General features: G+C 45.9%; 17 protein-coding genes. 12 read left to right on the top strand and 5 right to left on the bottom strand.

Annotation, left to right across the window (positions count from 1 at the left end; translation table 11 throughout):
• The 3 genes from GRP75_RS10585 to nadE all read left to right on the top strand — a co-directional run.
• The coding region (locus GRP75_RS10585; RefSeq protein WP_237448985.1) for a two-component system sensor histidine kinase NtrB at positions 1-1,527 on the top strand (1,527 nt) is incomplete at its 5' end.
• 141 nt (positions 1,528-1,668) lie between these two features.
• Positions 1,669-2,103, top strand: coding sequence for a BrxA/BrxB family bacilliredoxin (locus GRP75_RS10580; RefSeq protein ID WP_023986978.1), 435 nt, complete (start codon positions 1,669-1,671; stop codon positions 2,101-2,103).
• Positions 2,104-2,204: 101 nt separating this feature from the next.
• Positions 2,205-3,014 (top strand): ammonia-dependent NAD(+) synthetase, encoded by an 810-nt coding sequence (gene nadE / locus GRP75_RS10575; protein WP_075153725.1) that lies wholly within the window; start codon positions 2,205-2,207, stop codon positions 3,012-3,014.
• Between the two features lie 211 nt (positions 3,015-3,225).
• Here nadE and GRP75_RS10570 read toward each other — a convergent pair whose 3' ends face one another.
• Positions 3,226-4,053: an alpha/beta hydrolase family protein gene (locus GRP75_RS10570; protein ID WP_069080781.1), complete on the bottom strand. Its 828-nt coding sequence runs from the start codon at positions 4,051-4,053 to the stop codon at positions 3,226-3,228.
• A 184-nt stretch (positions 4,054-4,237) separates the two neighbouring features.
• Here GRP75_RS10570 and acpS point away from each other — a divergent pair, with 184 nt between their 5' ends.
• Positions 4,238-4,642 (top strand): holo-ACP synthase, encoded by a 405-nt coding sequence (acpS, locus tag GRP75_RS10565; RefSeq protein WP_071559312.1) that lies wholly within the window; start codon positions 4,238-4,240, stop codon positions 4,640-4,642.
• Between the two features lie 4 nt (positions 4,643-4,646).
• Positions 4,647-5,879, top strand: a complete 1,233-nt coding sequence (gene mutY, locus GRP75_RS10560; RefSeq protein WP_068941401.1) for an A/G-specific adenine glycosylase — start codon at positions 4,647-4,649, stop codon at positions 5,877-5,879.
• A 250-nt stretch (positions 5,880-6,129) separates the two neighbouring features.
• Here the strand turns inward: mutY and GRP75_RS10555 are convergent, their stop codons facing one another.
• On the bottom strand, positions 6,130-7,023 hold the full coding sequence (locus GRP75_RS10555) for a TetR/AcrR family transcriptional regulator (RefSeq protein ID WP_029515796.1): 894 nt from the start codon (positions 7,021-7,023) through the stop codon (positions 6,130-6,132).
• A 125-nt stretch (positions 7,024-7,148) separates the two neighbouring features.
• Here GRP75_RS10555 and GRP75_RS10550 point away from each other — a divergent pair, with 125 nt between their 5' ends.
• Positions 7,149-7,727 (top strand): hydrolase, encoded by a 579-nt coding sequence (locus tag GRP75_RS10550; protein ID WP_029515795.1) that lies wholly within the window; start codon positions 7,149-7,151, stop codon positions 7,725-7,727.
• A gap of 604 nt (positions 7,728-8,331) precedes the next feature.
• Here the strand turns inward: GRP75_RS10550 and GRP75_RS10545 are convergent.
• Complete coding sequence (locus GRP75_RS10545; protein WP_160789293.1) at positions 8,332-9,153, bottom strand: AraC family transcriptional regulator; 822 nt, start codon at positions 9,151-9,153, stop codon at positions 8,332-8,334.
• 174 nt (positions 9,154-9,327) lie between these two features.
• On the opposite strand from GRP75_RS10545, the gene GRP75_RS10540 reads away from it, so the two are divergent.
• Entirely contained in the window at positions 9,328-11,520 is a 2,193-nt protein-coding gene (locus GRP75_RS10540; protein WP_160789292.1) for an alpha-galactosidase, read from the top strand.
• A 24-nt stretch (positions 11,521-11,544) separates the two neighbouring features.
• A complete protein-coding gene (locus GRP75_RS10535; RefSeq protein WP_053324633.1) occupies positions 11,545-12,978 on the top strand; it encodes a PTS transporter subunit EIIC in 1,434 nt (477 codons plus the stop codon).
• A gap of 186 nt (positions 12,979-13,164) precedes the next feature.
• Here the strand turns inward: GRP75_RS10535 and GRP75_RS10530 are convergent, their stop codons facing one another.
• Positions 13,165-13,656: a DinB family protein gene (locus GRP75_RS10530; RefSeq protein ID WP_028541012.1), complete on the bottom strand. Its 492-nt coding sequence runs from the start codon at positions 13,654-13,656 to the stop codon at positions 13,165-13,167.
• Between the two features lie 134 nt (positions 13,657-13,790).
• On the bottom strand, positions 13,791-14,405 hold the full coding sequence (locus GRP75_RS10525) for a superoxide dismutase (RefSeq protein ID WP_160789291.1): 615 nt from the start codon (positions 14,403-14,405) through the stop codon (positions 13,791-13,793).
• Positions 14,406-14,926: 521 nt separating this feature from the next.
• Here GRP75_RS10525 and GRP75_RS10520 point away from each other — a divergent pair.
• The 4 genes from GRP75_RS10520 to GRP75_RS10505 all read left to right on the top strand — a co-directional run.
• The gene (locus tag GRP75_RS10520) at positions 14,927-15,352 is read left to right on the top strand and encodes a GNAT family N-acetyltransferase (RefSeq protein ID WP_160789290.1); all 426 of its coding nucleotides are present in this window, start codon (positions 14,927-14,929) and stop codon (positions 15,350-15,352) included.
• A 131-nt stretch (positions 15,353-15,483) separates the two neighbouring features.
• Entirely contained in the window at positions 15,484-16,068 is a 585-nt protein-coding gene (gene lepB / locus GRP75_RS10515; protein ID WP_028541011.1) for a signal peptidase I, read from the top strand.
• Positions 16,069-16,161: 93 nt separating this feature from the next.
• Positions 16,162-16,599, top strand: a complete 438-nt coding sequence (rnhA, locus tag GRP75_RS10510; protein WP_076295357.1) for a ribonuclease HI — start codon at positions 16,162-16,164, stop codon at positions 16,597-16,599.
• Between the two features lie 95 nt (positions 16,600-16,694).
• Positions 16,695-17,072: QueG-associated DUF1730 domain-containing protein (locus GRP75_RS10505; protein WP_160789289.1), on the top strand; the 378-nt coding region annotated here is incomplete at its 3' end.

Below are 17,072 nucleotides of genomic sequence, written 5' to 3'. Positions count from 1 at the left end.
TCCAATCTCGGTATTATTCCCCTTGCAGTTGGCATCATGTACGGTAGACGTCGCACTGCCTTCGTGCTCGCCGCTTCCGCACTGATGGGAGTCCTAATTATAGCCCAGTCGACAGAAATGTCCCCGATGTATGTGGGCACGGGTTTTATCCTTTTTCCTTTTATGCTCCTGCATGTCAAGTTTTTTCAAAGAGGAACAATGTTGGACAAAAAGCTCCTGATCTCCGCATATGTTGTGGCTGATATGCTGTTTAAGGCGATATTTCCGCTACTGTGGGGCAAACAGGATATTGCGGTATACATTCCTGACTTACTTACAACGTTTTGGAATATTGGTGCAGGGGTACTGGCAAGTTTTACGGTCGTGAGCCTGATGCATAATGCCTTTGAGAAGCTGGCGTTACGGCGTGATGTGACTGAGTTTACGAGCAAATATTTAATTGAAGTGGATAAGCTGCGTCAAGTTATGGATTTGATGCCGTTATCTCTTGTTACTTTGGACAGCGAAGAACGAGTTATACATATGAACAAAACGATGCTGGAACTCTATCGGGACTACGATCCCTACATTACGCTGCCTGAGGTAGTAGGTCGTCCATTCACCTCGTTATATGGTTTTAGCGCTTTGCCTGCGGTTAACGAACGAGTTGCGAAAGCGTTGGAAGGAGAGGCGGGGGCTGATTTTATAAATGTTACCCCCAAAGTATTCTTCTCAAGTTTCCTTCCTATTCGGGATAAACATGCAAACCAAACGACAGGTGTCATTATCGCCTTGCAAGATATTACAGAGCTGGAGACGCTGCGCAGTGAGCTGGGTAATTTTGAAAGGCTCAGTCTGGTTGGACAGATGGCAGCAGGCATTACTCATGAAATACGTAATCCGATGGCGGTTGTGCGTGGTTTTTTACAGCTTATGCGTGAGAAAAGCCCAGAATCCCTCAACCATTATTACCGCATTGTGATGGAGGAACTTGACCGGGCGAACGGGATTATTAACGATTTTCTTTCACTGGCCCAGAATCGAATTGTCGAGAAGGAGCAATGTCATCTGCATGATATTATTCGCGAACTGACGCCTTTATTGTGGGCAGATGCGAATCTGAGGGGACAGACGATTGAGCTAAAGTTAGAGGATCATGTGACGATGCTGCATTTGAACCCTAAGGAAATGAAGCAATTGCTGCTTAATTTATCGCGTAATGCGATGGAAGCTATGGGGGAAAAGGGAGTGCTGACCATTTCGACTCATGAGGAAGGGGATTTCGTGGAAATGGAAGTAAAGGATACAGGTCCGGGAATTCCGCAAAAGCAGCTTGAAAAGCTGTTCCAACCTTTTTACACGACCAAAACGAAAGGTACAGGTCTGGGTCTGGCCTTATGTCAAAGTATAGTGGAGCGTCATCACGGTACAATTGCCGTAGATTCGGTGGAGGGAATGGGCACGCAGTTTAGAGTTCGATTGCGCAGAACCGTTCCGACTTACCGGGATCATTCTGAGTTTCCTGTCATGAATTCGATACAGAAATAATCGTGCAAATATATAGCCGGATTTTTGCAAATTACGTGAAAAAGATTGTATAATGAAGTTTAGATGTCCATGCCTTTACTACGGCAAAGGATGAAATTAGAAACGTAGTATACATGATTTTTGGAAAAGGAGTGAAAGAATATGTCTATGTCTTTCGATCAATATATGAGAGATTCAGTTCAGCCAATGCGCGATGAACTGACGAATCTTGGGATTCAGGAACTGCGTACTTCTGAAGATGTGGAGGCCAAGCTGCCTAATGCTAAAGGTACAGTGCTGGTTGTTGTGAACTCGGTATGTGGTTGTGCCGCAGGCCAGTGCCGCCCAGGTGTGGCTGAAGCACTGAAGCATGATCTTACGCCAGATCATCTGTATTCGGTTTTTGCCGGACAGGACAAGGAAGCAACAGCAAAGGCTCGCGAATTTTTCGCGCCTTACCCACCGTCTTCCCCTTCTATCGCGCTGTTGAAAGACGGCGAGCTGGTTCACTTCATCGAGCGTCATCAGGTGGAGGATCGTTCGGCAGATCAGATCGCTGCTGATTTGACCAGTGCATTTGATCGTTTTTGCCGGTAAGACTGCTCAAGCTATGCCCCGCATTTTTCGCCTGCGAAACTTGCCGGGGCTTTTGCATGTTGGCTTGTGAAGGAAATTCCTAAAAAAGAGGTGCTTATCTGATGAGTTTGCAGGAACAGATTATTGCTGAATTGGGAGTACAACCTACGATTAACGTAGAAGCGGAGGTCCGCAAGCGTGTGGATTTCCTCAAGTCGTATGTAACGAAAACGGGAAGCAAAGGGCTGTTGATCGCCATCAGTGGCGGGATTGACAGTGCCGTAGCAGCCGCTTTGTGCAAGCGGGCTACAGATGAATTGACGCAGGAGCAAGGGGACGAATACAAAACGCTGGGTGTATTCCAGCCATATGGCCAACAGGAAGATATCGAGCATAGCTACGCGGTATCCAAAGCGTTCGACCTGAAATATGCTGGGGAAACGAACATCAAGGAAGCCGTGGACAAGGTTGCCGTGGAAGTGGAGCATACGTTAAAGGATATCGGTCTGGAGCGCTCCATTACTCCGCAAGTGAGAGGGAATGTAAAGGCAAGAACACGTATGGTGGTTCAGTACGCACTCGCGAATGAGCTGAATCTGCTCGTCGTTGGCACAGATCACGCTTCAGAAGCCATCACAGGCTTTTATACCAAATGGGGCGATGGAGCGGTCGATATTACGCCACTTAGCACGCTTAACAAACGTCAGGTGCGCTTGCTGGCCAGCTATCTCGGAGTTCCGCAGGCCATTTTGGACAAAGCGCCTACAGCAGGATTGTGGGAAGGCCAGACGGATGAAAAAGAACTGGGGATCTCCTACGAAGCAAACAGCGACTACCTAGAAGGCAAGGAAATTGACCCGGCGGCACGCGAAAAGCTGGAAAGCTTCTTTACACGTACAGCGCATAAGCGGACAAGCATCCCAGGAGTGTAAGCATTAATCATTATGGAATTGTAAAATGCTCAAGTGAGGATTTTGCAAAAATCCAATAAGCGATTTTCAATAAACAATATATAGATCGAAATGGTCTAGTTCGTCTATATATTGCACTTGGAGCGACTGGAATCGAATTTTGCAAAATCCTGAAGTAAATAAATGCGGCGATCCGCCCGGCGGATCGCCGTTTGTATTGAAGGGGCAATAATTAATTGGCGATCCACTCAATGAAGCGGCGGGTTTCGGTAATCGCCTGATCGAGTGGAAGACTGCCTCCCTGGAATGGATGAACGGTATTAAAGGTATGAGTGCCGCCTTGAATTTGTACCCATTCGATGTCGGGACGAACGGAAGTGAGCAGGGCAGAGCCTTCCCGTAGACGTTTGGAATCTTCGGTTCCCTGGATCAGTACAGCTGGGAGCTGGCTGTTGGCAAGTCTGTCTACAATGGCAAAACGCTGGCGATTTTGTTCCAGGTCTTCCAGAATGACAGCATCCAGCGGAAGCTGTTGTCCGGTTCTGGCGTTTTCCACATAGCTGCGCCCCTTGGCGCGCATTTCTTCTTTTTGCGGTAAAGTAAACAGATCAAGATCTGTCACGCCATTCCATGAAATGACGCCAGCAATCTCACCGGGATGATCTAGAGCATATACAAAGCAGCTCCCCGCGCCTCGGCTATGTCCTAACAGAAACAACGGCAATTCTCTGAACTCATGACGTGCTCTCAGATTGGATAGCAATAGTTCCAAATCCTCTTGTTCGCGGCTATAGGTGTTGCGTGCGAACTTTTCCAGCTCGGTAAAATTCTCTAGATCCTCACCTATGCCATTATGTGAAAAGTTGAAGGTCACAACATGGTTATCCGTACTCAATGCTTCTGCTATATAGGGGAACATGCCCCAATCCTTAAATCCTTTGTAGCCGTGAGCGATGATGAGCAGGCTTTTGGCTGTATTTTTAGCGGGAAACCAGGAAGCCCGGATCACCGCATCTGTTCCTGCTTCGGTACCTGCTTCAACAATAATGGTTTCTGACATCCAATCCTTCCTTTCTACGGGAATTTTTTTAAATGGGCATATCAGCTGAATTTCAAAACATTCACCTATAGCCTTTCTTATTTTAACATATTTTGGTGCCGTTTTTACGCCTTTGTGACTCGCCAGGGTGTGGACGCACTGTTACAATAGATCCAGTAAAGTAAAAAGGACGGGGAATACCCAAATGATCTACGGAATTGGACATGATGTGCTGGAAATAAGCCGTATGGCTGATATTTTGGCAGGTAAATATGCAGACGCGTTTTTGAATCGGGTGCTGACCCCGGCAGAACGTGAGCTTGCTGTGGAACGCAAGGGTAGACTAGCGGAGTTCGTAGCAGGGCGCTTTGCCGCAAAGGAAGCGATAACGAAAGCCTTCGGTTGCGGAATTGGGCAAATCATCGGGTTCGGCGATATGGATATTTTACCGGAACCTGGGGGGAAGCCAGTAGTTTATTTGTCTTCATCCGCGTGGGATAGACTGAGGTTGCCGTCTACAGGTGACTCGAATTACAGCATTCACTTGAGTATTACACATCAGCCTAACATTGCCTCTGCTTTTGTGATTGTCGAATATAAGGAGATGTGATGTGATGACTACAAATACATTGGAACAAAAGCGTTATTTCAGCTTTGAACTGTTGAATTGGTATACACGTAACAAACGCGATTTGCCGTGGCGCCGCCATCGGAATCCTTTTTATATCTGGATCTCGGAAATTATGCTTCAGCAGACGCGTGTGGATACGGTCATTCCGTATTTTAACCGCTTTATTGCACGTTTTCCTACAATTGAAGCGCTGGCGGAAGCACCCGAAGAGGATGTGCTTAAGCTGTGGGAAGGGCTGGGTTATTATTCGCGGGCCCGGAATTTGCAAACTGCGGCAAAACAAGTAGTTGAGCTTCACGGCGGGCAGGTACCGGATGATACACAAGCTGTCGCTGCACTGAAAGGAGTAGGCCCATATACGACGGGTGCGATTATGAGTATCGCCTTTAACCGACCAGAGCCTGCTGTGGACGGGAATGTGATGCGTGTGCTGTCGCGTTATTTTCTCATTGAAGAGGATATTATGAAGGGTAGCACGCGGGCGCATATGGAAAGTCTGGTACGGGAGCTGATTCCCGAAGGAAGAGCCTCTGATTTTAATCAGGCTCTGATGGAGCTGGGGGCGCTGGTCTGCACGCCGAAGTCGCCTCATTGTCTGACCTGCCCAGTCATGGAGCATTGCTCGGGCAGGTTGGCAGGTCGCGAGGAGACACTGCCAGTCAAGACCAAGGCGAAGCCGCCGCGGCTGGAGCCGCGCTCCGTTGCTCTCATCGAGGGCAGCGGAGCGAACGCCGGCCGCTTGCTCGTACGGCAGCGCCCGGCCAAGGGCCTGTTGGCCCGCATGTGGGAGCTGCCGCATGAGCTTGCCGGGCCGGAGGGCTACAACGGCCCGGTGCCGGATGAGCCCGCCATGGACCATCTGGCGGCTCATTTGCTGGCAGAGGGCGTGCTTGCGCGCCCGGTGCGGTTTGTACGTGAGGCGGAGCACACGTTCAGCCACATTCACTGGAACCTGCGTGTGTTCCAGTGTGAAGAGGTCGCCGCCCCTGCCGGGGAGGCGGGAGGATATCCGCTGGCTGCCGAACAGCGGGCCAGCTACAGCACCGGAGCGAAGCCGGGTGCATTGATTACGCTGGCTGAGCAGGCGGAGCACGCGCGCAATGTGCTGCCAGCGGGGTACCGCTGGATCAGCGAGGCAGATATGGCCACCTTGGCGTTTCCCAAGGTGTTCCTTGATCTGATCACCGAGTATTATACGAAGCAAAAAGAGAACTGATGTTAATTGAATAGCTGTCAGCAAAAAATAAAGTATTAGACTGAGCCTAGAAAATGGAAACAGTGACAACCAAGGACGAGAAAATAAAGTACGAGACTGTCGCTGTTTCCATTGAACTAACGTTTCCCGTTAGCGGAATGCTCGCTAACCGTAACAACATTAGACGTACCTTTCTCGCGTATTGTTCTCTCCACCCCTAGAGTCTTCACTCTTGTCCCCGATGGGGTTAGATTTGATTTCACATAACAAGCTATCTCCCCCTACCTGAATAAATAATATTCCTTAACTGGATGACCTGACTTTTAAGCTCTTTCTCTCTCTCCAAAAAGTAGAGCGAAGCTTGCAGCAACGGGAAGTTCGGTTCCGCTTTACGAGTTTCGTTCTGGATAAAATGGTAAACCTCTTTCAACTCCGAACGATGTTTTGCGCCGGATGGAAGAACATTAAGGGCCGAATCCATCTCCCGGAACAGCTCGGTAAGGAACTGCTCTCTCTCCCCTTGGCGGTCCTCGAGCCCCCAGCTTAAATACCTCTCGAACGAAGCCTGTTTCAGCAGAGGCTTCAGGTTAGAGGCCATCATATGCTTAACGAGCACATTGAGCTTATCCAAAATGAACCTTGCCGTTTCCTCAAGCGATAGAGACTTTTCTTCATAAACGATCCAAAATAAGTACTCCTTCAGAATCGCACGATAGATGGAAACCAAATCCCACAGGAACGGATAAATTTCTTCGCCATAAACCTGTATCAAGCACTCTTTATGCCATCGGATGAGCCGCCCTCTAACCTTGTGTCTAAGCGGCTGGAACTTGGGATCCTGTTGGATGGGGAGCTCCGTGAATTCGACCAGAATATGCTTGTATTCCATAAAATAACGGAATCGCAGAATGATCTGCTGCAGAAACTGCTCTTCTGGCGAGAGTTCGGGAAAGCGTTTCAGTTCATCGACTTGATCAAAATAGGCGTTATGGCATTGATCAAACACCTCGCTGAAGAGGTCTTCCTTGGAAGGGAAATATTTATAGACTGATCCTTTGGCAATACCGCAATCCTCGGCAATATCCTGTATCGTCGTCGAAAGAAACCCATGTTCCTTAAAAAGCTTCATCGCCGATTTTAAAACCTCTTCCCTTGTCACACTCATAAGAAAAATCTCCCCCTTGACTATTCATGAATGATAGTACAAAATACGAAACATGAAGTCAAATGACTATATGTTCGCGTAATTAAACATACGGTCAAATCGAAGAGATGAGGAGAACATACAGAATGGAACGATTATGGGATCCACAAAAAACAGCGTTGGTTGTTATTGACTTGCAAAAGTGGATAGGAAATCAATACGCCCCTTATTCTGCTGAGCAGGTAGTGTCTAACGCCGCAGCCTTGGCAGATACTTTCCGTGAGCAAAGCTCAATGGTTGCACTGGTCCGGGTATCTAGTAAAGATTTGAAGGATATCCCGCGTCCTAAGTTGGATTCGCCTGGACCACCCCTGAATCTGCCTGAAGGATGGGATCAAATCGTCCCGGAAATGCGGGTCACCGAGACAGACCATATCATCACGAAGAAGCAATGGGGGGCTTTTTACGGAACGGAGCTCGACCTTCAGTTGCGCCGCCGGGGAATTGATACCATCGTCTTATGCGGCATCGCTACTGAGTTGGGCGTTGATACGACTGCGCGGGAGGCGTTTATGCATGGGTATCAGCTGATTTTGGCGATTGATGCTATGACTGGATTTTCCGAAACCGGGCATGATTACGTAAAAAATTTCATTTTTCCACGCATCGGGCGTACCCGGACAACACAGGAAATCCTCTCTGCCCTTTCAGGCAACTGTTTATAGTTGAAAAAATGACTTTCCCATTCCCCGTGTATTATTTGACCGAATACACGAAGAACGCCACTGCTTGAAACTCGCTTTGCGTTTGCTGGGAATCTCATCTGGCCATACTTAAAGGACGATTATGTGTTCTCAGGGTGCACATATTGGCTGACGGCATGGGATACGACCTGCTGCACCAAATATACAAAGTAACCGCTGAATGATATAGAGCGAACGGCTCGTCGCAATTGGCACGCGCTTCTTGTATAGCAACCAGCATGAGTTCCGCAGTGCCCAATGGGACGAGTACGCCTAGTGGCGCAGCGCTAATGCTAATAAATTTGCATAATTGCCAGTGGAATTGGTGGTGCTCTTTTAAACGGTCTTTTCCAATCATGAGCTGCGCTTTTATTGTCTTTCGTAAGGCCATACGATTTATCGAAAGCTTTAAACTATCCTGCCCGTTAGCTTAATGAAGCAACGTCAGTCTAATACTTTATTTTTCAGTCTAGAACTTTATTTTCTTTTGACAATAGCGGCAGTATGGACATGAGGTTGATCCATGCTGCCGCTATTTTTCTGTTTTTGGAATGAATATGCCTAATTTAATTGCGAACGAAGCGTGTTATTTTGGGGGATTTTTTCGGTATTCGGATGGAGTCACCTTGTTGACCGTTTTGAACATTTTGGAGAATAGGAGTACATCTTTATACCCTACAGACCGCGCAATATCTCCGATTTTAAGGGAAGTATTTCTTAATAGGGAGCACGATTTTTCAATCCTCAAATGTAATAAAAATTCCTGCGGTGACTTATTTAGTTGCTGTTTAAATAAACGATGCAAATACGAACGGTCAATTGAAATGTACTTGGCAATGTCACTTACGGTAATGAAGTGTGAATAGTTTTGCTGAATGAAGAGAAGCGCTTCTTTAATATACCGCTGCTGTCTTACTTCATGGTTGACTTCCTGATTAGGGTAATGTTCAAACATCAAATACAGAAATTCATATAGCTTGGATGCAAGCAGCAGGTCTTTGTTGGATTTCAGTGTAGAAGAAACGACGATGCTCTCCATACAGCGGGCAAGGCTACCCTCTGCTTCAAACCGGAAAATGGGATTGTCCCTATTGATACAGGTCCGGCTTAGATATTCTTTTGCTTGCACCCCATTAAAACCAATCCAGGCATATTCCCATGGGTCGACTTCGTCCGCTTCGTAGTAAATTAAAACCTTCGGCTCAATGAAGAAAGCATCGTTTTTCTCCAAATGATAGATTTTATCGTTGACTTTAAAGATCCCTTTTCCTTTTAAAATATAATGCACCATATACCCGCTTCGAATGGCTGGACCATAAGAGTGTTTGCTGGTACAGCTTTCTTTGCCACATGTGTATAAATTGAGATCCAGGTTGTTATAGGAATGATTGGAAAAGTGTGAACTCATTTGTTTTCACCCCTTAATTCATCTCTGCATATTATCACACCGTTTCATATAGAGTCTACATTATTCCATACAATTATTTAAACTATTCAATTATTATTAGGATGTAAACAATAAGTAAACAACATAATTTATAATTTTGAAAAAACGTACTATTGGGGCTATAAGGGGGTTGCTATGACTATACACATCGATAAAGAGAATCTTTTATTCCATTTACAAGGCAGCAATACGAGTTATGTCATGCAGGTTATACGAGATGGTTATTTAGCCCATCTGTATTGGGGAAAGAAAATTCAGAACTATCGGGGAAGCAATAAGATCATCTTTATGGATAGAGGATTTTCACCCAATCCGGATGGTGAGGATCGAGCCTTTTCACTGGATACCATCCCACAAGAATATCCGTCATTTGGAAATAGTGATTTCAGGATTCCTGCGTATCAGCTTCAATTGGAGAATGGTTCTACCGTGACAGACTTTCGGTATAAAGAACATCAGGTTTACCAAGGCAAGTCAAAATTGAAAGGGCTTCCTTCTACTTATGCAGAGGATGATGGCGAAGTAGAAACTCTAGAAATCGTCCTTGAAGACCCATTAATTGATGTAAAGGTTGTACTATCCTATAGCCTATATCAAAAGTGGGATGTCATCACCCGTTCAGTCCGGTTCGATAATGAAGGTCAGCAGCAGCTAAAACTGCTTAAAGCGTTAAGTGCTAGTGTGGATTTTCGTGATGATGAATACGAACTAATTACCTTGTACGGTGCGCATAATAATGAAAAAAATATAGCAAGGCGAAAAATTTTACCCGGAATTCAAATGGTAGACAGCTGCCGTGGAGCCAGCAGCCCTCAACAGGCACCCTTTATGGCACTTGTAAGAGAAGGAACAGATGAAGAACAGGGTGAAGTGTACGCCTTTAATCTGGTGTACAGCGGGAACTTTACGGCCCAGACTCAGGTAGATTCCTATCGGAACACAAGAGTCACGATGGGGATTAATCCTTTTGATTTTACATGGCTGCTTGAACCGGAGGAATCCTTCGAAACGCCAGAAGTGGTCATGGTATACACCGAAAATGGATTGGGCGGCATGTCGAGAATTTATCATGAATTATACAGGAGCAGATTATGTCGTGGGCCTTTTCGTGACAAGGAGCGGCCGATCCTGATTAATAACTGGGAAGCCACCTACTTTAACTTTGATGCCGACAAGATTGAGCAGTTGGCGAAGGAGGCTCAAAGTGTAGGAGTGGAGTTGTTTGTACTGGATGATGGGTGGTTTGGAAAACGGGATGATGACAATACTTCATTAGGCGATTGGGTGGTGGATCGTCGCAAACTTCCAGATGGATTGCCGGATCTTGCAAACCGCATACGAAATCTGGGTATGGAGTTTGGTTTGTGGTTTGAACCTGAAATGGTATCCATAGACAGCGATTTATACAGAAAGCATTCAGATTGGTGTATCCATGTCCCTGATCGTCCGTATACGTTGGGAAGAAATCAACTGATGTTGGATTTATCGAGGAAGGAAGTGTGTGAGTACATTATTAAGTCGGTTTCCGATATTTTATCGGACGTTCCAATTACTTATGTAAAATGGGACATGAATCGTCACATGACGGATGTGGGTTCGGCAGCCTTGCCACCTGAGAGACAGAGGGAGACTGCACATCGTTATATCCTGGGACTCTATAGTGTTATGGAAGAGCTTACATCAAGATTTCCCCATGTCTTATTCGAGAGCTGTTCTAGTGGAGGAGGCCGTTTTGATGCCGGTATGCTCTATTACATGCCTCAGACCTGGACGAGTGACAATACGGATGCCATTTGCCGACTGAAAATTCAATGGGGAACAAGTCTTGTCTACCCTCCAATTACCATGGGGGCACACGTCTCCACAGTACCCAACCATCAAGTGGGCAGAATAACTCCCTTGGAGACAAGAGGTTATGTCGCCATGGCCGGGAATTTTGGATATGAGCTAGATTTGACGACATTAACCGTTGAGGAAAAAGAAATAGTAAAAAAACAGATAGCTCTATATAAAGAAATGAGATCGCTCATTCAATTTGGGAAGTTTTACAGAATAATTAATCCGTTTGATGAAAATGAAGCCGCATGGAGCTTTGTATCAGAGGATCAAATGGAAATGGCGGCCAGCTATTTCAAGATTTTATCCCAACCTGCTGCCGCGATTAAAACATTAAAATTCAAAGGTCTGAATCCAGACTACGTTTATAGAAATGTAGAAACCGGTGAGCTGTTCGGCGGTGATGAATTAATGCATGTCGGCATAACGCTTGCCAGGGTGAAGCAGGACTTTTTAGGCATGTTCTGGAGATTTGTTAAAGAAGACATCTGACTCAGCTAGAGGAGGTTTTACTAGATGGAAGCAAAAGAAAAGCAGTATAAGCAAATTTCTCAAGAAATTTTAAAATATATCGGTGGTGAAGAGAACATTATCGGTGTGGCCCATTGTGCCACAAGATTAAGAATTGTACTTGAGGACAATGAAAAAGCGGAATTAAAAAAGATTGAAGATATTGATCTGGTTAAAGGCGTTTTCATAGCGGGGGACCAACTGCAGATCATTTTTGGAGCAGGGTTGGTCAATAACATCTATGCCGTGTTCTCCAAACTGACCGGAACAGAAGATATGTCATTAAGCGATGTCAAATCGAAGTCCGCACAAAAGCAAAATCCTTTTCAAAAGGCCATTAAATCGCTGTCAGATGTCTTCATTGAGATCATGCCGGGAATTCTTGCTGCCGCATTGTTAATGGGGATAACCGGGCTGTTAGGTCAGAAGGGGTTATTCGGTCCTAAGTCAATTGTGGAGATGTATCCAATTTTTCAAGGGATCAATCGCTTCGTTCAAATCGTTTCCACGGGTATTTTTACAATCCTGCCGCTGCTTGTTGTTTATTCCGCAACCAAGAGATACGGCGGTCGTCCTATTCTGGGGCTTGTGCTGGGTGCGATTATGCTTCATCCGGCACTGGCAGATGCTTTTGAGGTAGCTAAAGGGAGTCAAAATCCGGAATCGATCAGTCTTTTCGGCCTTCCCGTACAGTTGGTTGGATTTCAGGGCGGTATTATTATTGCTCTAATGATGGGATATGTGGTAGCCAAGTTGGATCAGTTTTTTAACAAAAAGGTTCCAGACATGATTAAACTATTTTTGGCTCCGTTGCTGACGGTCTTTATTTCTTCCCTGCTATTGTTTACGATTATCGGCCCTCTTGGGCGAGAGCTAGCCAGTCTGGTCACCGTTTCGCTGCTTTGGATGACGCAAAACCTTGGGATATTCGGTTTTATGTTTTTTGCAGGCATTCAGCAGATCATTGTTATTACAGGCTTACATCATGTTATGGGTGCGGTAGAAGCGCAGCTGTTAACCGATACAGGCAGAAATTTTATCAACCCATTGGCATCAGTAGCTTTGATGGCTCAAGGGGGCGCCGTTTTGGGGTATATTCTTTTGAATCGCAAAGACACCAAGGTTAAAGAAATGGGTTACTCTGCATTCGGGTCTGTACTTTTTGGAATCTCCGAACCAGCGATCTTCGGGGTCACTTTAAAGTATAAGTTCCCCCTGATTGCTGGATGCCTTGGAGGAATGATTGCGGGAGCATATGTATATTTAAGCAAGCTGACAGCCATAGGATTCGGAACCACGGCTCTTCCTGGCTTTGCAATTGCAGCGTCAGAGAACCATGGTCATATGAATTATCTCATCGCTCATCTTATTGCCCTGTTATGTGGAGCATTATTTACATTGGCTTACGGTGCTATCAAGAGCAAGAGGTCAACACTCTGAACCAAGAGAGTATTGATAAGTTGAATAACTTAATCAGTTACAATCAGGCTTTATGAAAACGGTTAAAAGAAGAGAATATGCGTGGAATGGACAAGAGAGTGAAAAAGTAAAAGAGCCGTCCTCAGTCGTTAAAAAAGACCGAGGACGGCTCTGAGTCACATGAATATACTTGTATGTTCGTTAAAGCTAATCGATGCCACCATCGCTTTCAATCAGCCCTTTGCCGATTACATTGGCCGAAACCGGAGGCTTGCCTAGCTCCCGAGACCATATGGACAACTGCCCAATATGGTGGATTTGGTGGGCGATGACATGACGCATCACCTCGCCCCAGGCATCAATTACAATCCTGCCGTCCGGGAGGTGATCTTCAAACCTTTTCCGTTCCAGACCATCATGCCAGGCGAGCACGAACGGCTCGACATCGAGTCGAAACTTTGCATCCAGCTCACGGACTTTGTCGAGCGTATCATACAGAGAGAAGTCCTCCTGAAAGTCGGGTTTGCCCTGAATCGTTTGAATCCAGCTCCACTCCACATCAACGATATGAAAGAGTGTCTTTAGAATGCTGCCGACTCCGCCGACGCGTTGTTTCAGTAATTCCTCCTGCGACACCTCTTCACACCAGCGGTACCATTGTTCCCGAATCATCCAGTTGTAACGAAAAAAAGTCTGCATCCATCAACCTCCAGAGCTGTATTTGAGAATCATCTCCACCAGTTTACCATGGAATGCCAAAAGGGCTGTCTCATTCGTAGAAAATCTACTTTTGAGACAGCCCTTTATTATAGGATAGAGATGTTGTTACTGGCTTATTTCTTTGCAGCCACGTAACGTTTGTTTACTTCATCCCAGTTGATTACATTGTAGAATGCTGCAATGTAGTCTGGGCGTTTGTTTTGATATTTCAGGTAGTAAGCATGCTCCCAAACGTCCAGTCCAAGTACCGGAGTCAGACCTTCGGACAGCGGGCTATCCTGGTTTGGAGTGCTAGTGATCGCCAGTTTGCCGTCTTTGCCGACAACCAACCAAGCCCAGCCGCTACCAAAACGTGTTGTAGCTGCTCTAGTGAAGTCTTCTTTAAATTTGTCGTAGCCGCCCAGCTCGTTGCTGATTGCTTCCGCAATAGCACCTGTCGGTTGTCCACCGCCGTTAGGACCGATAACTTCCCAGAACAGGCTGTGGTTGTGGTGTCCACCACCGTTGTTGCGAACCGCAGTGCGGATGCTTTCAGGAACGCTGTCCAGATTGGAGATCAGATCCTCCAGGCTTTTGCTTTGCAGTTCAGGAGCGCTCTCCAGAGCTGCGTTTAAGTTCGTTACATATGTGTTATGGTGACGATCATGGTGAATTTCTACTGTCAGTGCATCAATGTGCGGTTCCAGTGCGTCTTTTGCGTAAGGAAGTTCTGGTAATTGAAATGCCATAGTAAAATCCCTCCTGGTTATATGGTTGGGTAAGTGTTCCTATGTAATAATACCCTCGATAGTTATATTAAACCGCATTCAGCCTATTTTATCAACATTTTTGTTTGTAAAATAGCAAACTGGGCAATACGGCCTGGTAGCTAGCATGTCCAAAAACCCGATTGGAATACACAATACATAGGTAATAAGAGGTAAATTGTGAACTTTAAAATGTAAACGCTTTATATACAGCGCTTACATGAGAAAAAGGGATGTATTCCGTCAAAAAGTATGGTTTAATGGTCAAGGAAGCAGAAATTTCGGCTTTTTTGTCGTCTGCTATAATCTGTCATGTCTATGACATGACGAACTTGAGGGCATACACCCTTTTCCTGTTCTTCATTTCATATATAGCAGATCGTATGCATTTTTATCATAATGCCTTGTGATTAACACCATGATAAGAAATTTAAGGATTTATGTAAAAATGACGGTGCTGTCTCAATTTTTTTATTATGCTTACGAAAAGGGAGATATTACTTATGCACGTTCGTTCCTTTCAATTAAGTGATGTGAACTCAGTAACGGAACTCATGCAAATTGCCTTGTCAGAGGAGTGCTACAAAGAGACGGTGAAAGCATTTGCCCGTCAGCTTTCGTGGGATTCCGGTTTGATCATCGTTGCAGAAGAAGAGGGAGAGATCGTGGGTGCTTTGATCGGCACGATCGATCAGAATGATGGTTGTTACTATCGTATCGCTATTCACCCGGATCGTCGTCGGATGGGAATCGGCAAATCGCTTGTGGAGTCCATGGAGCAGCGTTTTCAGCAACGTAAGGTTAGCCGTATTTGGGTAGCAGGGGACAAGCATAACAGTGCGGCCATGCCTTTGTACGAAGCGATGGGCTATGGAGCAAGCCAGATTTTACAGGCTTTTCAGAAGCTGAGTATTTTGGCTCCTCATTAATCGGGAATCGAAATAAAGAGAATTGAATAACATTAAGTATAATATTTACATTTAGAGCATATCTGAGTAACCGTTGCAATCGGGTACGGGATATGCTTTTCTATTTATAACAGGGTTGAGGAGGTTTAATTATGGACGCTTTGGCTCCTTCGCCAGGCCCGCTTCCCTCGCCGGAAACGTCCAAACCAGCAGGTCGCTCTGGTTACATACGCGATTGGTTAGTCACCCTTCTGATTGCCATGGTCGTCTTGCTGCTTCTGAACCTGTTTGTATTTAACTTGTCCACGGTCAGAGGACATTCGATGCAGCCGACGCTAATGGAAAGCCAGCATTTATTCGTCAACAAGCTGGTTTATAATTTTCATGATCCGGGCAGGGGGGACATTGTGATTTTAAAAGATCCCGATTCCAAGCTGTCGAGCCCAAGATTTTTAGTGAAAAGAGTCATAGGTATTCCCGGAGATGTAATCCGAGTTGAACATAATCATTTGTATGTGAACGGTGAACTGCTAAATGAACCCTACACCAACTCTGACGTGGAGGATGGTGATTATGGTCCTTTTACGGTGGAGCCGGAGCACTTTTTTGTCATGGGAGATAATCGCCATACTGCAGCAAGCAAGGATAGCCGCTATTTTGGCAGCATTAAATCTCAAGATTTACTGGGACGTGCAGAATTTATATTTTGGCCGATATCTGAGTGGAAATGGCTATAGAGCAACTAAAGTCTGAAATTAATGCGGAACACGTCCGAACCGATCTGGACCATGACGGAGCAGGCGGTTACCGATGAGGAAAGGAAGAGGATGATGAAAGAAGTGATGGTATATACCGACGGTGCTTGTTCGGGAAATCCGGGTCCTGGGGGCTGGGGGGTTGTTTTGCTGTATGGGGAACATCGTAAAGAGCTGTCAGGTGCCGAGAAAATGACGACAAACAACCGTATGGAGATCAAGTCCGTGATTGAAGCGCTAAAGCTGCTCAAGGAGCCTTGCCATGTGAAAGTACACAGTGACTCTGCCTATGTCGTCAATTGCTTCAAACAGGGCTGGATTAAGAATTGGCTTCGTAATGGCTGGCGCAACAGTAAAAACCAGCCAGTGGAAAACAAGGAACTATGGGAAGAATTGTGGGAACTGATGGGTAAGCATGAGGTTGAATATGTGAAGGTTAAGGGGCACAGTGACAATGAACTGAATAATCGCTGTGATTTTCTGGCGACCAGTGCTGTTAAAAATTTACGGTAGCATCTGCTGCTGTTTTCTGTTGAAATTTGAGATATGAGAATTTTGCAAATCCTCATATCTGTAATGATGAAAAGTGGAAGAGAGGTGAGTATCGGATGCAACGCGGATTGACTCAGGCGGCTGCCGGAACCGCTTCGACTTGGGCTTCGCTCAAGCAGGAAATTATTGAGGCAGCTCCAGGGCTGGGTATCGACTCCATCGGGTTCGCATCCGCCGACCCCTTTCTGTCTCTGAAAGCTATATTGGAAGAGCATCGTGCGAAAGGCTATGAATCCGGCTTTGAGGAGCCAGATATTGATAAGCGGATCTACCCGGAGCTGTATGGCTCACAGCCTGCATCTCTGATTGCTATTGCGGTGGCGTACCCTTCTAAAATGAAGGACCCGCCGAAGTCGGACAAGGGGAAGTACCGTGGTATTTTGGCACGTTCAGCCTGGGGGAAAGATTATCATCTGGTACTACGCGAAGCGATG

Source organism: Paenibacillus sp. OT2-17, from assembly GCF_009827695.1.
Classification (GTDB): domain Bacteria; phylum Bacillota; class Bacilli; order Paenibacillales; family Paenibacillaceae; genus Paenibacillus; species Paenibacillus polymyxa_B.
The sequence above is the reverse complement of the archived record's forward strand: the minus strand, read 5'-3'. Positions and strand labels throughout refer to the sequence as shown.

Bases quoted from the DNA above. Each gene is read 5' to 3' on its own strand.
- GRP75_RS10580 (WP_023986978.1), top strand. From the start codon at position 1,669: ATGTCTATGTCTTTCGATCAATATATGAGAGATTCAGTTCAGCCAATG.
- nadE (WP_075153725.1), top strand. From the start codon at position 2,205: ATGAGTTTGCAGGAACAGATTATTGCTGAATTGGGAGTACAACCTACG.
- GRP75_RS10570 (WP_069080781.1), bottom strand. From the start codon at position 4,053: ATGTCAGAAACCATTATTGTTGAAGCAGGTACCGAAGCAGGAACAGAT.
- acpS (WP_071559312.1), top strand. From the start codon at position 4,238: ATGATCTACGGAATTGGACATGATGTGCTGGAAATAAGCCGTATGGCT.
- mutY (WP_068941401.1), top strand. From the start codon at position 4,647: ATGACTACAAATACATTGGAACAAAAGCGTTATTTCAGCTTTGAACTG.
- GRP75_RS10555 (WP_029515796.1), bottom strand. From the start codon at position 7,023: ATGAGTGTGACAAGGGAAGAGGTTTTAAAATCGGCGATGAAGCTTTTT.
- GRP75_RS10550 (WP_029515795.1), top strand. From the start codon at position 7,149: ATGGAACGATTATGGGATCCACAAAAAACAGCGTTGGTTGTTATTGAC.
- GRP75_RS10545 (WP_160789293.1), bottom strand. From the start codon at position 9,153: ATGAGTTCACACTTTTCCAATCATTCCTATAACAACCTGGATCTCAAT.
- GRP75_RS10540 (WP_160789292.1), top strand. From the start codon at position 9,328: ATGACTATACACATCGATAAAGAGAATCTTTTATTCCATTTACAAGGC.
- GRP75_RS10535 (WP_053324633.1), top strand. From the start codon at position 11,545: ATGGAAGCAAAAGAAAAGCAGTATAAGCAAATTTCTCAAGAAATTTTA.
- GRP75_RS10530 (WP_028541012.1), bottom strand. From the start codon at position 13,656: ATGCAGACTTTTTTTCGTTACAACTGGATGATTCGGGAACAATGGTAC.
- GRP75_RS10525 (WP_160789291.1), bottom strand. From the start codon at position 14,405: ATGGCATTTCAATTACCAGAACTTCCTTACGCAAAAGACGCACTGGAA.
- GRP75_RS10520 (WP_160789290.1), top strand. From the start codon at position 14,927: ATGCACGTTCGTTCCTTTCAATTAAGTGATGTGAACTCAGTAACGGAA.
- lepB (WP_028541011.1), top strand. From the start codon at position 15,484: ATGGACGCTTTGGCTCCTTCGCCAGGCCCGCTTCCCTCGCCGGAAACG.
- rnhA (WP_076295357.1), top strand. From the start codon at position 16,162: ATGAAAGAAGTGATGGTATATACCGACGGTGCTTGTTCGGGAAATCCG.